This is a genomic window from Komagataeibacter intermedius TF2, from assembly GCF_000964425.1.
Classification (GTDB): Bacteria; Pseudomonadota; Alphaproteobacteria; order Acetobacterales; family Acetobacteraceae; genus Komagataeibacter; species Komagataeibacter intermedius.
Genome location: NZ_BANF01000026.1, coordinates 1 through 14,414, shown reverse-complemented (window position 1 = coordinate 14,414; position 14,414 = coordinate 1). Strand labels below are relative to the sequence as shown.

General features: G+C 62.5%; 14 protein-coding genes. All 14 read right to left on the bottom strand.

Translation table 11 applies throughout. From position 1 onward, the window contains the following. Positions 1-247: 247 nt before the first annotated feature. Positions 248-1,042 carry a biotin--[acetyl-CoA-carboxylase] ligase gene (locus B7449_RS04285; RefSeq protein WP_039734597.1) on the bottom strand — a complete coding sequence of 265 codons (795 nt, stop codon included), beginning with the start codon at positions 1,040-1,042 and terminating at the stop codon, positions 248-250. A gap of 3 nt (positions 1,043-1,045) precedes the next feature. Next, a complete protein-coding gene (gene nuoN, locus B7449_RS04280) occupies positions 1,046-2,470 on the bottom strand; it encodes an NADH-quinone oxidoreductase subunit NuoN (protein WP_039734598.1) in 1,425 nt (474 codons plus the stop codon). A 26-nt stretch (positions 2,471-2,496) separates the two neighbouring features. Beyond that, positions 2,497-4,434 (bottom strand): NADH-quinone oxidoreductase subunit L, encoded by a 1,938-nt coding sequence (gene nuoL / locus B7449_RS04275; protein ID WP_039734599.1) that lies wholly within the window; start codon positions 4,432-4,434, stop codon positions 2,497-2,499. Positions 4,435-4,439: 5 nt separating this feature from the next. After that, positions 4,440-4,763, bottom strand: coding sequence for an NADH-quinone oxidoreductase subunit NuoK (gene nuoK / locus B7449_RS04270; protein ID WP_010506353.1), 324 nt, complete (start codon positions 4,761-4,763; stop codon positions 4,440-4,442). Continuing rightward, on the bottom strand, positions 4,756-5,529 hold the full coding sequence (locus tag B7449_RS04265; RefSeq protein WP_039734600.1) for an NADH-quinone oxidoreductase subunit J: 774 nt from the start codon (positions 5,527-5,529) through the stop codon (positions 4,756-4,758). The genes nuoK and B7449_RS04265 overlap by 8 nt, the downstream gene beginning before the upstream one ends. 78 nt (positions 5,530-5,607) lie before the next feature. Beyond that, on the bottom strand, positions 5,608-6,096 hold the full coding sequence (nuoI, locus tag B7449_RS04260; protein WP_039734601.1) for an NADH-quinone oxidoreductase subunit NuoI: 489 nt from the start codon (positions 6,094-6,096) through the stop codon (positions 5,608-5,610). Further along, positions 6,096-7,118: an NADH-quinone oxidoreductase subunit NuoH gene (nuoH, locus tag B7449_RS04255; protein WP_039734602.1), complete on the bottom strand. Its 1,023-nt coding sequence runs from the start codon at positions 7,116-7,118 to the stop codon at positions 6,096-6,098. The genes nuoI and nuoH overlap by 1 nt, the downstream gene beginning before the upstream one ends. 5 nt (positions 7,119-7,123) lie before the next feature. Next, positions 7,124-9,190, bottom strand: coding sequence for an NADH-quinone oxidoreductase subunit NuoG (gene nuoG, locus B7449_RS04250; RefSeq protein WP_039734603.1), 2,067 nt, complete (start codon positions 9,188-9,190; stop codon positions 7,124-7,126). A gap of 5 nt (positions 9,191-9,195) precedes the next feature. After that, positions 9,196-10,521 (bottom strand): NADH-quinone oxidoreductase subunit NuoF, encoded by a 1,326-nt coding sequence (gene nuoF / locus B7449_RS04245; protein ID WP_039734604.1) that lies wholly within the window; start codon positions 10,519-10,521, stop codon positions 9,196-9,198. A 5-nt stretch (positions 10,522-10,526) separates the two neighbouring features. Next, entirely contained in the window at positions 10,527-11,177 is a 651-nt protein-coding gene (locus B7449_RS04240) for a complex I 24 kDa subunit family protein (protein WP_039734605.1), read from the bottom strand. A 5-nt stretch (positions 11,178-11,182) separates the two neighbouring features. Then, entirely contained in the window at positions 11,183-12,439 is a 1,257-nt protein-coding gene (locus B7449_RS04235) for an NADH-quinone oxidoreductase subunit D (protein ID WP_039734607.1), read from the bottom strand. Between the two features lie 7 nt (positions 12,440-12,446). Further along, the gene (locus tag B7449_RS04230) at positions 12,447-13,121 is read right to left on the bottom strand and encodes an NADH-quinone oxidoreductase subunit C (protein WP_039734608.1); all 675 of its coding nucleotides are present in this window, start codon (positions 13,119-13,121) and stop codon (positions 12,447-12,449) included. Continuing rightward, positions 13,114-13,695, bottom strand: coding sequence for a NuoB/complex I 20 kDa subunit family protein (locus B7449_RS04225; protein ID WP_010512938.1), 582 nt, complete (start codon positions 13,693-13,695; stop codon positions 13,114-13,116). Before B7449_RS04225 ends, B7449_RS04230 begins: the two co-directional genes overlap by 8 nt. Positions 13,696-13,718: 23 nt before the next feature. After that, complete coding sequence (locus B7449_RS04220; protein ID WP_010506373.1) at positions 13,719-14,084, bottom strand: NADH-quinone oxidoreductase subunit A; 366 nt, start codon at positions 14,082-14,084, stop codon at positions 13,719-13,721. Between the last annotated feature and the right edge of the window lie 330 nt (positions 14,085-14,414).

The window sequence follows — 14,414 nt, the reverse complement described above, 5'->3', positions numbered from 1 at the left end:
GTTTGAAAAATGGGCCCGGAACGCCTGTTCCGTGCCGATCTGCGTGCCCTGCTGTCAGCCCGGTCGGGGCCAAAATCCTGTCTGGCGCCAGCATGCCGCCGGTCCGCCTGTCCTGCTGGCGCGGGTGGAGCAGCACATCCCCCGGCCCGGACGGGGGGACGGCGCTCGACACCTTTCGCCATAAAATCCTGCACGGGATTATCATGTAATCCCGCCAACTTAAATCTCTTTCCTTGATCCGGGCCGATTATTCTCGGTTCACCGGGGCCAGCAGTACCTCGCCCGTCACCACGCGCCGCACGCCCGCAGGCGTGTGCAGCAGCAGGATACCGTCATCCCCCAGCCCTGCAAACGTGCCGGTAAACTGCTGGTTTCCCGCCGAAACCCGGATGGGGGTGCCAATCGCGTGCCCACGTTCCAGCCAGGCCGCGCGAATGGTGTCAAAGCCATGCGCGCCATACCGCGACAGCCACAGGTCCAGATGGTGCAGCAGGGCGCGCGCCACCTCGGGGGCGGCAGGCACGTCCCCCCCGCAATCCGCCAGGCAGGACAGCGCGCGGCCAGCGATATCGGGCCTGCCGCGCAGGTTCGCGCCAATGCCGATCACCTGCCATGACACGTCGCCCCCCGTTCCGGTCTCGATCAGGATACCGGCCATCTTCCCGCCATCCAGCAGCAGGTCATTGGGCCATTTCAGTTCCAGCGCATGACCGGGGGGCACGTAACCCGCAATGGCGTCATGCAACGCCAGACCGGCGATGAACGGCCACAGCCCCACCGGCACCACCGCCCCCGGTCCCACCAGCATGATGGACAGGGCCAGGTTGCCACCAGGATCATGCCATTCCCGTCCCCGGCTACCCCGTCCCGCCGTCTGTTCCAGCGCGAGGATGACGATGCCATCCTCCCCCTGCCCTGCATCAAGCCGGGCCCTGCACAGGTCGGATGTCGATCCCAGCCTGTCATGTACCTCCATCCGCCACGCCCCCCCATTGCCACGGGGAATGGACACGACGGAGGGGCAGATGGCGGGCTGGGTCATGCGTTACCTGAACAGTGCGCTCGCCGCCGCCTGTGCTGCTGTCGCAACGGGACCAAGTCCCACCACGAAGAACGTGGTCACCAGACCCATTCCCACCGATACGAACGAGACGGAAACAGGCGAACGGTCCAGCGCCGGGGCGGCGGCATCGAAAAACATGATCTTGACGATCCGGATATAATAATACGCCCCGATCACGCTGCTGACGATACCAATTGCCGCAAGTCCGTAAAGATGCGCGTTGATCGCGGCATAGAACACCATAAGCTTGCCAAAGAACCCGGCCAGCGGCGGCGCCCCCGCCATGGAGAACATGAACACCGCCATGGCCAGCGCCATGCCCGGATCGGTACGGCCCAGACCGGACAGGTCGCTGATCTGGCTGACCGCGCGCCCCCTGCGGCGCATGGCGACAATACCCGCAAACGCGCCAACATTCATGAACAGGTAGGTCACCAGATAGACCAGCGTGCCACGCGTACCCTCCGCCGTGCCGGCCGCCATGCCGATCATGGCGTAGCCCATATGCCCGATGGAGGAATACGCCATCAGCCGCTTGATGTTCCCCTGCGGAATGGCCGCAAGCGACCCGAACACCATGGAGGCAGCGGACACGACCTCGATCAGCAGCTGCCACTGCGGCGTCATGCTGCCAAAGGGACCGGCCATGACGCGCAGCAGCACGGCAAAGGCCGCGATCTTGGGTGCGCCGGCCATGTAGGCGGTGACCGAGGTGGGCGCGCCCTGGTACACATCGGGCGTCCACATATGGAACGGCACCATGGACAGCTTGAAACACAGCCCGACCAGCACGAACACGATCCCCACCATAAGCCCCGCGGGCAGCACGGCGCTGCCGCGCACCGCCTGCTGCAGGCCCGCATATTCCATCGTCCCGGCAAAGCCATAGGCCAGCGAAATGCCATACAGCAGCAGCCCCGACGCCAGTGACCCCAGCACGAAATACTTCAGCCCCGCTTCCGCCGCCGTCACCCGGTCACGCGCGAAAGCGCACAGGATGTAGATGGACAGCGAGGACAGTTCCAGCCCGACAAACAGCGTCATGAGGTTGCCCGATGACGCCATGATCATCGTGCCCAGCGTGGAAAACGCGATCAGGACCGGAAATTCGAACTTGTCGATTTCCATTTCCCGCGCATATCCCACGCTCAGCACCACCGACAGCGCAGCCCCCGTCAGGCTCAGCACCTTCATGAAACGGGCAAAGCCGTCATTGATGAAGATATGGCCGTAGCCGGTGCCATCGGGCGAAAACACGACAAGGATGCCCGTGACCACCAGGGCCAGCAGCGTCATCATCGCACAGGAGAAAAAGGCCTGCCCGCGCCGTTGCATCACCCCGGCAAGCAGGATGACCAGCCCCGACAGGGCCAGCACGATTTCAGGCAGCGCAAGTGTCCAGTTCATTGGTATTGGCCCTGACGTCCCTGGGGTTAGCGGAAGAACAGCATGGTGGTCAGCAGCACCACCAGCCCGATCAGCATGGAAAAGGCATAGACGGCCATGGACCCGGTCTGGATGCGCACGGCCTGCCCCGCGCTGCCTGCGGTCAGGCGGGCCAGCCCTTCGGGTATGCCCTCGACCACGTCCTCATCCACGCCCTTCCACAACAGGCGCGCAATCGCGCGATAGGGACGGATGATGGCCACGTCATACAGTTCGTCGAAATACCATTTGTTCAGCAGGAACAGGTAAAGCGGACGCAGGCTACGCGCGAGGGCCGCGGGAATGCCGGGGCTTGCGATATAGCAGACATAGGCCACGGCAATGCCGAATACGGCGGCAAATGTCGGCACCAGCGCAATGAATCCGGGCGTCTGTTCAAGGCGTTCGATCACGTCATGACCGGGAATGGCGGCAATCGCCCCGTTCCAGAACGCGGCCTGGTGGCTGCCGATATAGAACGGCGCCAGCACCACGCCCGCAACCACGGCGCCAACCGACAGCAGCCCCACCGGCACCAGCATGGATGCCGGACTTTCATGCGCGCCGTCATGCAGGTGCGCGTCACGCGGCTTGCCATGGAACACAAGGAAGATCAGGCGCCAGCTGTACAGCGCGGTCAGGAACGCGGTCACACACCCCATGACCCAGCCATAATGGGCCATGCCGCTGTCCGACATCCATGCGGCTTCAAGGATTGCGTCCTTCGACCAGTACCCGGCAAAGGGAAAGATACCCGCCAGCGCAAGGCTGCCGATCCACATGGCGGCATAGGTGAAGGGGATCTTCCGCCATAGCCCGCCCATGCGGAACATGTCCTGTTCATCATGCACGGCATGGATCACGCAGCCCGCACCAAGGAACAGCAGCGCCTTGAAAAACGCATGCGTGGTCAGGTGGAACATGGACGCCTGATACGCCCCCACGCCAACGGCCACGAACATGTAGCCAAGCTGCGAACAGGTGGAATAGGCAATGGTGCGCTTGATGTCGGGCTGGACCAGCCCCACGGTAGCGGCAAAGAAGCTGGTGGTGCCGCCCACCAGCACGATCAGGTCGCGCGTGACGGGTGCAAGGCTGACCAGCGGCGACATGCGCACCATCAGGAAAATGCCCGCCGTCACCATGGTCGCCGCGTGGATCAGGGCGGAAACCGGGGTCGGCCCCTCCATCGCATCGGGCAGCCATGTATGCAGGAACAGCTGCGCCGACTTGCCCATGGCCCCGATGAACAGCAGCGTCGCAATGACTTCAAACAGCGGATGCGTGCCGAACAGCACGAACGTATCGTTCACATGGTAGGGGATGGCGGCGAAAATATCGTCATACGACACGCTGCCCAGCCGGATGAAGACCAGCGAGATACCGACAAGGAAGAACAGGTCCGCCACGCGGTTGACCACGAATGCCTTGATGGCGGCGGCACAGGCCGATGGCCGGTCATACCAGTAGCCAATCAGCAGGTAACTCGCCAGGCCCACCCCTTCCCAGCCGAAGAACAGCTGCAGCAGGTTGTCCGACGTCACCAGCATGAGCATGGCGAACGTAAACAGCGACAGGTAGGAAAAGAAGCGGTACACCGGCCGCGCCTCATGCGCCATGTAGCCCACGCTGTACACATGCACCAGCAGGGACACCACCGTGACCATGGCCACCACGCTGACCGACAGCATGTCCATGCGCAGCTGCCAGTCGGCCCGGAAGCCGGCGGCATGAATCCAGTCGGCCACGGGCACGACAAACGTGCCCACGTCGCCCATTTCGAACCCCAGCACGCCAATGGCCGACAGCGCCGCACAGGTCATGAGTGCAATGGTGGTGAACCGCGCCGCGTTATCACCCATAAGGTGCCCGAAACAGCCCGCCACCAGGAAGCCGATCAGGGGCGCGAACACCGCCACTTCAAAAAGGAAGGATGCCATCTGCATTTCCCTTACCCCTTCATCATCGTGATATCATCGACTTCGATCGAGCCGCGATTACGGAAATAGACCGTGACAATGGCCAGCCCGATGGCGGATTCCGCCGCCGCGATGGTCAGCACGAACAGCGTCATCACCTGCCCCGACAGGTCACCGGTGGCGGCTGAAAACGCTACGAAATTGATATTGGCCGACAGCAGGATCAGTTCGATCGACATCAGGATGATGATGACGTTCTTGCGGTTCACGAAAATGCCGAACACGCCCAGAACCAGCAGGATCGCGCCAATGCTCAGGTATGGCGCAAGGCCAATGCCCTCAATCGCGCTATGCATTGTCCTGTCCTTTCGTTCCTGCCGCGGGGGGAATGACCACCAGCGCGGTCTGTGTTTCTTCTGCCATCTGCTGTTCACGCCACGCCTCGGTGCCATAGCTGCCGGGCACCGACGCCACGTCGTATGACGTATGCGGGCGCAGGAAGCCGCCCTGCGCCGCCACCCCTGCACCCAACGGAACCTGCAGCATTTCCAGACTGTCGGCTGATGTGCGGTCGTGCTGGCGGTCGATGTCCTGCCGCCGTCCGGTGGGCCGGTCACGCAGCGTCAGCACGATCGCGCCGATCATGGCCACCAGCAGCACCAGCGCGCAGGACTGGAACAGGAAGATGTAATGGGTGTACAGCACGTCCCCCAGCGCCGCCGTATTGGTGCGCTCGGACGATGAGGGGACAAGGTGCCTGATCTGACCGATGTTGGAGGCCACCCGCCAGTGCGTGAACGCCATGATCAGTTCAACCAGCAGCACGCCGCCAACCACGCCGCCAATGGGCGCGTAGCGCTGCACGCCTTCACGCATCTGCGCGAAATTGACATCCAGCATCATGACCACGAACAGGAACAGCACCGCGACCGCGCCGACATAGACAATCACCAGCGTCATGGCGAGGAATTCGGCCCCCGCGATCAGGAACAGTCCCGCCGCGTTGAAGAACGCAAGGATCAGGAACAGCACCGAATGCACGGGGTTGCGCGCGCACACCACCATGGTGGCGGACAGGACCAGCACCGCCGCAAAGACGTAAAAGACAATCTGGGTCATCATGGGTGAGCTTCCTGCCGCATGGATGTTTCCTCCTGCTGGCATGGCGGGGACGGCCTGCGCCGCATCCGCCGTGCGGTGTCAGCGGTACGGGGCATCAAGCTCAAGCCTGCGGGCGAGAACGCTTTCCCAGCGGTCGCCATTGGCCAGGAGCTTGTCCTTGTTGTACATAAGTTCTTCGCGGGTTTCGGTCGCGAACTCATAATTCGGGCCTTCGACAATCGCATCGACCGGACAGGCTTCCTCGCACAGGCCGCAATAGATGCACTTGGTCATGTCGATGTCGTAGCGCGTGGTCCGGCGTGAGCCATCGTCGCGCGGTTCGGCCTCGATGGTGATGGCTTCCGCGGGGCATGTCGCCTCGCACAGCTTGCATGCAATGCAGCGCTCCTCCCCATTGGGGTAACGGCGCAGCGCATGTTCGCCACGAAAACGCTGTGACAGCACGCCCTTTTCATATGGGTAGTTGATCGTGGCCTTCGGCTTGAAAAACGCCTTCAGTGTCACGCTCATGCCCGTCACCAGTTCGGACAGAAGCATGGACCGGGCGGCTTTGCTTAAGGTACCCATCAGCCTGCTCCTCCGGGCAGAAGGCCCGTTACCATCAGGAATCCCGCGCTCAGCACCATCCATGCCAGCGAGAACGGCAGGAATACCTTCCATCCCAGCCGCATGAGCTGGTCATAGCGATAGCGGGGAAATGTCGCGCGCACCCAGATGAACACGAACAGGCAGAACAGGATCTTCGCGATCAGCCACAGCGGCCCCGGTATCCACGTAAAGGGCGCGATCCCCAGCGGCGGCAGCCATCCCCCCAGGAACAGGATGCTGACCATGCCCGACATCAGGAACATGTTCGCGTATTCCCCAAGGAAGAACAGGCCGAACGCCAGCGCGGAATATTCGACGAAAAACCCCGCCACCAGTTCGCTTTCGCCTTCCGGCAGGTCGAATGGCGCGCGGTTGGTCTCGGCCAGCGCCGAGATGAAAAACACGATGAACATCGGGAACATGGGCAGGCAGAACCACACATGGCGCTGCGCCAGCACGATGTCATTCAGGTTGAGGCTGCCCACCGCCAGCAGGACCGAGACGATCACCAGCCCGATGGACACTTCATAGGACACCATCTGCGCGGCAGAGCGCAGCCCGCCAAGGAAGGCGTATTTGGAATTGGACGCCCACCCCGCGATCAGGATGCCGTAAACCCCCAGCGAGGAAATCGCGAGCAGGTACAGCACGCCCACATTGATGTTGGCGATGGCCAGCCCGTTGCCCGTCGGGATCACCGCCCACGCCACCATGGCCAGCGAAAACGTCAGGAATGGCGCAAACAGGAACAGCATCCGGTTCGCGCCCGACGGGATCACCGTTTCCTTCGTCAGCATCTTGATCGCGTCGGCAAAGGCCTGCAGCACGCCAAACGGACCGTTCACGTTCGGCCCCTTGCGCAGCTGCATGGCAGCCATGACCTTGCGTTCGGCCAGTGTCAGGTACGCAACCCCCAGCAGCAGCGGCACCAGCACCGCCAGCGTTTCCAGCACGATCAGCAGAAGCTGGCCAAGCGTGGTATGAAAGAAGAAATCTGCCATCTTGCCTACTCCGCCGCCTCGATTGCGGGGTGCACATAAATCCCCGAACAGGTTTCCATGGTGGGACTGGCGCGACACACGGCATGGGTCAGGTAATAATCGGCAATGACCGGGCGGAACGGATCAGCGGACACCGCCACCGGCCCCGCCTGTGGCGCGGCTGTGTCCGACGTGCCGTGTCGCGTCCATGCCTGTTGCCCGAATACGGGATTGGCCCGCGCCATGCGCGCGCGCAGGGCCTCCAGCGTGTCATAGGGCAGCTTGCGCCCCGCCACTTCGGAAAAGGCCCGCAGGATGCGCCAGTCTTCCCGCGCGTCACCAGGCGGCATGATGGCGCGGAAGGCTTCCTGCACCCGTCCTTCGGTATTGGTGTAGGTTCCCGGCTTTTCCGCATACAGCGTGCCGGGCAGGATCACATCCGCCCGTGCGGCGCCCGCGTCGCCGTGATGTCCCTGATAGATGACAAAGGTTTCCGGGCCGATGCGGTCGGTCGCGAATTCATCTGCGCCCAGCAGCCACAGCACATCCACCCCGCCATCCAGCATGCCAGCCACGTCATGCCCCCCTGATCCGGGGACAAGGCCAAGGTCCAGCCCGGCAACACGGCTGGCCGCCGTATGCAGCACGTTGAAGCCATGCCAGTCAGTCGTGATCGCCCCCACCTGCGCCGCCAGGTCCCAGCATGCCTTTGCAATCGCCTGTCCATCGGGGCGGGTCAGTGCGCCGTGACCGACAATGACCATGGGATTTTTCGCGTTCTTCAGCACATCGGCAAAAGGCAGTTCCCCCGCGGCCAGCTTCGCCAGCGTATCCGGACCTTCGCCCAGAACCGTGGCGGCGTAGGTCGGGTCGGCATTTGGTGCGCCGATCATGGCGATGGGAAAGCCCCCCCGGCCGGCTGCAAGGAAGCGCTTGCGGATGCGGGCATTCAGCACGGGGGCTTCCTGCCGGGGAATGGCGCCCACGATCAGCAGCGCGTCCGCATCCTCGATACCGGTAATGCCGCTGTTGAATGTATAGAAGTCACGGCGCGACGTATCGTATTTCGCCCCGTCCTGACGACAGTCGATATTGCTGGACCCCAGTGTTTCCATAAGGTCCTTCAGCGCCATCATGCTTTCGGCGTCGCACATGTCGCCCGCGATCGCGCCAATGCGCTCCCCCGGTACGTTTTTCAGCCGCGTGGCGATGGTGGAAAAGGCATCCTGCCAGCTTGCGGGCTGCAACCTGCCATCCACCCGCACCCATGGCCGGTCAAGGCGACGGCGACGGAAACCATCGACCACGAACCGGCCCTTGTCCGACAGCCATTCCTCGTTCACTTCGTCATTGATGCGCGGCACGATGCGCAGCACCGCAGCCCCCCGGGCATGCATGACGATATTGGTCCCCACCGCGTCACAGACATCGATCGAGTCCGTGCGCCTGAGTTCCCATGACCGGGCGGTAAAGGCGTAGGGCTGCGATGTCAGGGCGCCCACGGGGCAGATGTCGATCAGGTTGCCCGACAGTTCGGATGTCAGGGCCTTTTCAACATAATTGGTGATTTCGAGGTTTTCACCGCGCGAAACCCCGCCCAGTTCGGGCACGCCCGCGATTTCGGTCGAAAACCGGATGCAGCGTGTGCACTGGATGCAGCGCGTCATGACCGTCTTGACCAGCGGGCCAAGGTACTTGTCGGTCACCGCCCGCTTGTTTTCACGGTAGCGGGAATGGTCCGCGCCATAACCGAACGCCTGATCCTGCAGGTCGCATTCGCCGCCCTGGTCACAGATGGGACAGTCCAGCGGATGGTTGATCAGCAGGAATTCCATCACCGCGCGGCGGGCGCGGCGCACGACCTCGGTATCGGTGAAGATGTGCATCCCCTCACCTATGGGGAAGCCGCATGACGCCACCGGCTTGCGCCCGCCCGATACCTCGACCAGGCACATCCGGCAGTTCCCCGCCACCGACAGGCGTTCATGATAACAGAAACGCGGGATTTCCTTGCCCGCCGCCTCGCACGCCTGAAGGGCGGAGGAACCTGCGGGCACTTCGACCGGAATACCGTCAACGGTTACTTTTACCACTGTTCCTACTCCGCAGCTTCAACCAGGCCCGCGGGCACCTGCACGGGCCGCGTGCCGCCATGGGCGGCCTTGTAGGCATGGATGCGTTCTTCCATGACCGGACGGAACCGGCGGATCAGCCCCTGTATCGGCCACGCCGCCGCATCACCCAGCGCGCAGATGGTGTGTCCCTCCACCTGCCGGGTGACCTGTTCCAGCATGTCGATTTCCTCGATCTCGGCGCGACCTTCGACCATGCGTTCCATGATGCGCATCATCCAGCCCGTGCCCTCGCGGCACGGCGTGCACTGGCCACAGCTTTCATGTTTGAAGAATTTCGAGAACCGGGCGATCGCCGCGATGATGTCGGTGGATTTGTCCATCACGATCATGCAGCCGGTGCCAAGGCCGGAACCTTCGGCGCGCAGGCTGTCGTAATCCATCAGCACGGTGTCGCACACGTCACGCGGCAGCATGGGCACCGAACAGCCGCCGGGAATGACCGCCAGCAGGTTGTCCCACCCGCCGCGCACGCCGCCGCCATGCTTTTCGATCAGGTCCTTCATGGGCACGCCCAGCTCTTCTTCAAACACGCATGGCGTGTTGACGTGGCCCGATATGGCCATGAGCTTGGTGCCCGCGTTGTTGGGCCGCCCCAGCCCCGAAAACCATGCCGCCCCCCGCCGCAGGATGGTGGCGGAAACGGCAATGCTTTCGACATTGTTGACCGTGGTGGGGCAGCCATACAGACCCATCGCCGCGGGGAAAGGCGGCTTCATGCGCGGCTGGCCCTTCTTGCCCTCCAGGCTTTCCAGCAGGGCGGTTTCCTCGCCGCATATGTAGGCACCCGCGCCGCGGTGGATGTAGAAATCGAAATCCCAGCCCGATCCGCAGGCGTTCTTTCCGATCAGGCCCGCCTCATACGCCTCGTCAATGGCGTGCTGGAGGTGCATGGCCTCGTTATAGAACTCGCCACGGATGTAGATGTAGGCCGCATGCGCCCCCATGGCGAAGGACGCGATCAGCGCGCTTTCCACCAGCTTGTGCGGGTCATGGCGCAGGATCTCGCGGTCCTTGCAGGTGCCGGGTTCCGATTCATCGCCATTGATGACGAGGTAATGCGGCCGTCCGTCATTCTTCTTGGGCATGAACGACCATTTGACCCCGGTGGGGAAACCCGCACCCCCGCGCCCACGCAGGCCGGATGCCTTCATCTCGGCAATGATGGCGTCCGGCCCGCGCGCCAGTATGTCGGCCGTGCCGTTCCAGTCGCCACGGGCGCGGGCACCAGCCAGCCGCCAGTCATTCTGGCCATACAGGTTGGTGAAAATACGGTCCTTGTCCTGCAACATGATCCTTACCCCTGCCCCTGCGGCTTGTGCGCCGCGTCATCCACCAACACCTTGCGCCCACCGGCGGGGGCGGAGTTCAGGCGGTCGATGGTGGGTCCGGGCGTGGGGCGTTCGCCACGTTTCAGCGCCTCGATCAGTTCTTCCGTGCGCGGGCCGTCCAGATCCTCGTAGTAATCATCATCAACCTGCAGGATCGGGGCGTTGGCGCAGGCCCCGAGGCATTCGACCTCCGTCAGGGTGAACAGGCCGTCGGCGCTGGTCTCCCCAAACGCCCGGATGCCCGTTGCCGCCTTGCATGCCGCCGTCACGTCATCCGACCCGCGCAGCCAGCACGACGTGGTGGTGCAGACCTGCAGGTGGTACCGGCCGATCGGCTTCGTATTGAACATGAGGTAGAAGGTCGCGACCTCGTAAACACGGATCGGGGCCATTTCCAGCCGCGCGGCCACCACATCCATGGCCACGCGGGGAATCCACGCGCTGCCGGTCTGGCGGCCCATCTGCTTCTGCACGACATACAGCAGCGGCAGCACGCCGCTTGCCTTGCGTTCAGGCGGATACTTGGCAAGGATGGTCGCGATCTGCTGTTCGCTCTCGGAATCAAATTCGAACCGGGTCGGTTCCACGCCATCAGGCGCGTTGGGCTGGACGGACATGTCGGTCACCTGTCAATCTCGCCAAATACCAGGTCGAGCGACCCGATAATGGCCACGGCATCCGCCAGCATGTGCCGGCGCGACATCTCGTCGATTGCCTGGAGATGGGAAAAACCCGTGGGCCGGATCTTGCAGCGATAGGGCCGGTTGCTGCCATCGGCCACCAGATACACGCCGAATTCGCCCTTGGGGGTTTCGGTCACGGTGTAGGTGGCGCCCGGCGGGACGTGATAGCCTTCGGTAAACAGCTTGAAGTGATGGATCAGCGCCTCCATCGACCGCTTCATTTCGCGGCGCGGCGGGGGCGTGATCTTGTGGTCACGCACCTTCACCGGGCCGGGACGGATCTGCTCAAGACACTGGTTGATGATGCGCACGCTTTCACGCATCTCGGCCACACGGACCAGGTAACGGTCGTAACAGTCACCCTGACGGCCCACGGGCACGTTGAACTCGACCTTGTCGTAATTGTCATAGGGCTGGCTGCGGCGCAGGTCCCACGGCACGCCCGATGCACGCAGGCACGGACCGCTGAAGCCCCAGGCCAGCGCCTGTTCAGTGGTAAAGACGCCAATGCCCACCGTGCGCTGTTTCCAGATACGGTTGCTGGTCAGCAGCGATTCAAGGTCATCAATCCATTTGGGGAAGGTGCGCGCCCAGTCGGCAATGCGCTCCTCCAGCCCGGCGGGCAGGTCACGCGCCACGCCGCCGGGACGGACGTAGTTGGCATGGAACCGCGCGCCGGATGCGGCTTCATAAAACTCGATCAGCTTTTCGCGCTCTTCATATCCCCACAGGGCGGGCGTCAGCGCGCCGCAGTCCAGCCCGAAAGAGGTCAGGTTGAGGATATGGTTCAGGATGCGCGTGATCTCGGCAAACATGACCCGGATCCACCTGGCGCGTTCCGGGGCTTCGATATTCAGCAGCTTTTCCACCGCCAGCGCGAATGCCTGCTCCTCGCACATCGGCGAGACGTAATCGAGGCGATCGAAATACGGCAGCGCCTTGGGATACGTCTTGTATTCGATCAGCTTTTCCGTGCCGCGATGCAGCAGGCCGACATGGGGAATGGCACGGGCGACGACCTCGCCCTCCATTTCCAGCACCAGCCGCAGCACGCCGTGGGCGGAGGGATGCTGGGGCCCGAAATTCAGCGCGTGGGAATCAATTTCCACCACATGGCGCTTAACCTCGCCGTCCTGATCTTCAGGCAGCATGCTGTCGGGGATGTCCGTATCACTACGAAGGGTTACGTCGCTCATCTGTCGCCTATCCCTGTCGTTTCATGTCCTGGCGGTCGGCATGCGCCTTTTCGTCACCCGGCAGGGTCAGGATGCCTTCCCAGGGGGATTCAAAATCGAAATTGCGGAAGTCCTGCACCAGATCGACCGGCTCATAGACGACCTGCCGCCGGTCCTCGTCGTAGCGAAGCTCGACATAACCGGTCAGCGGGAAGTCCTTGCGCAGCGGGTGTCCTTCAAACCCGTAATCGGTCAGGATGCGGCGCAGGTCCGGCTGGTCGGTAAACAGCACGCCGAACAGGTCGTAGCATTCGCGTTCCCACCATGTGGCCGCGGGCCACAGCTGGTGAACCGATGGCACGGGGGATGTTTCATCCGTGGTCACGATCACGCGGATGCGGTGGTTATGGGTAACGGACAGCAGGTTGTACACCACGTCGAACCGCTCGGCCCGGTCAGGAAAGTCCACGCCGCAGATATCCATGACCTGCTGGCAGGCATAACGCGGGTCATCGCGCAGCATGGTCATTAGATCGAGCAGGCGATGCCGCGTGGTGCGCACCACCAGTTCGCCCTTCTCGATCCCTGCCGAGATAATGCCGGGCACGGCAGTGGACAGGCGAAAGGCGATTGCGCCCAGCGGGCCCGACACGGTGCGCGGTTCGGCCACGGCGACGGGGGGAATGTTTACGGGATCAGCCACGGCGGATTGTCCCTGTCCTGCGAATTTTCTTCTGCAGCTGCAGAATCCCGTAAATCAGCGCCTCCGCCGTGGGGGGACAGCCGGGAACATACACATCCACCGGCACGATGCGGTCACACCCGCGCACCACTGAATAGGAATAATGGTAATATCCGCCGCCATTGGCGCATGACCCCATGGAGATGACCCAGCGCGGCTCGGCCATCTGGTCGTACACCCGGCGCAGGGCGGGCGCCATCTTGTTGGTCAGCGTGCCGGCGACGATCATCACGTCCGACTGGCGCGGCGACCCACGCGGGATGATGCCCATGCGGTCCAGGTCGTAACGCGGCATGTAGGCATGGATCATTTCCACGGCACAGCATGCCAGCCCGAAGGACATGGGCCACAGGCTGCCGGTCCGGCCCCAGTTCACCAGCTTGTCCAGGCTTGCGACCACGAAACCCTTTTCGGTGATTTCACCGGTAATGCCCTTGATCACCGCATCCTGCTGCGGTCCCGGCGGCAGCATTTCGCGGTTCCATGCAATGCTGTCCGCAGGCCGGTCCGGCCCGGATGTATCGTTGGTGCCCATTGGCGCGCCTCCCCTTGTCATGCTCAATCCCAGTCCAGCGCGCCCTTGCTCCATTCATAAATGAAGCCGACCACCAGAACGCCCAGGAAGCCCATCATGGACGCGAACCCGAACCACCCGATCCGTGACAGGCTGACAGCCCATGGAAAGAGGAATGCGACCTCCAGATCGAAAATGATGAACAGGATCGCGACCAGGTAGAACCGCACGTCAAAACGATGACGTGCATTGTCGAATGCTTCGAAACCACATTCATATGCAGACGTTTTCTCGGCATAGGGTTTCTGGTGGCCAAACAGCAGCGAGCTGCCCAGCATCGCCCCTGCGATCACCACTGCAATGCAGCCGAATATAAGTACGGGCAAATAATCAGCGATAACGGAATGCATCTTCCGTGTTCCCAACCTGTTAATACGCCACCGGGTGTCTTTATCGACTTATCTCTGGCTTTCAGGATGCTAGACCCAACATGATGCAGGGAACAGTTACTTAACCGTGTTCTTGGGTGAACATTACTGTGAGGACATGTTCCGGACCATTTACGTCAACATCATGTGACCATTACTTGGATGGCACAAATTGTTGTTGTCATTTTTTCGTGTGGGAAAACGGGCACAAAAAAACGCCAGCGCGGCTGCGTCTGGCGTGATGTGGATATGATAATCCGTGCCGTAATGGCGCGAGTGACGGGGCTCGAACCCGCGACCTCCGGCGTGACA

Excerpts from the sequence above, each read along its gene's own strand:
- B7449_RS04285 (WP_039734597.1), bottom strand. The coding sequence starts at position 1,042 with ATGACCCAGCCCGCCATCTGCCCCTCCGTCGTGTCCATTCCCCGTGGC.
- nuoN (WP_039734598.1), bottom strand. The coding sequence starts at position 2,470 with ATGAACTGGACACTTGCGCTGCCTGAAATCGTGCTGGCCCTGTCGGGG.
- nuoL (WP_039734599.1), bottom strand. The coding sequence starts at position 4,434 with ATGCAGATGGCATCCTTCCTTTTTGAAGTGGCGGTGTTCGCGCCCCTG.
- nuoK (WP_010506353.1), bottom strand. The coding sequence starts at position 4,763 with ATGCATAGCGCGATTGAGGGCATTGGCCTTGCGCCATACCTGAGCATT.
- B7449_RS04265 (WP_039734600.1), bottom strand. The coding sequence starts at position 5,529 with ATGATGACCCAGATTGTCTTTTACGTCTTTGCGGCGGTGCTGGTCCTG.
- nuoI (WP_039734601.1), bottom strand. The coding sequence starts at position 6,096 with ATGGGTACCTTAAGCAAAGCCGCCCGGTCCATGCTTCTGTCCGAACTG.
- nuoH (WP_039734602.1), bottom strand. The coding sequence starts at position 7,118 with ATGGCAGATTTCTTCTTTCATACCACGCTTGGCCAGCTTCTGCTGATC.
- nuoF (WP_039734604.1), bottom strand. The coding sequence starts at position 10,521 with ATGTTGCAGGACAAGGACCGTATTTTCACCAACCTGTATGGCCAGAAT.
- B7449_RS04240 (WP_039734605.1), bottom strand. The coding sequence starts at position 11,177 with ATGTCCGTCCAGCCCAACGCGCCTGATGGCGTGGAACCGACCCGGTTC.
- B7449_RS04235 (WP_039734607.1), bottom strand. The coding sequence starts at position 12,439 with ATGAGCGACGTAACCCTTCGTAGTGATACGGACATCCCCGACAGCATG.
- B7449_RS04225 (WP_010512938.1), bottom strand. The coding sequence starts at position 13,695 with ATGGGCACCAACGATACATCCGGGCCGGACCGGCCTGCGGACAGCATT.
- B7449_RS04220 (WP_010506373.1), bottom strand. The coding sequence starts at position 14,084 with ATGCATTCCGTTATCGCTGATTATTTGCCCGTACTTATATTCGGCTGC.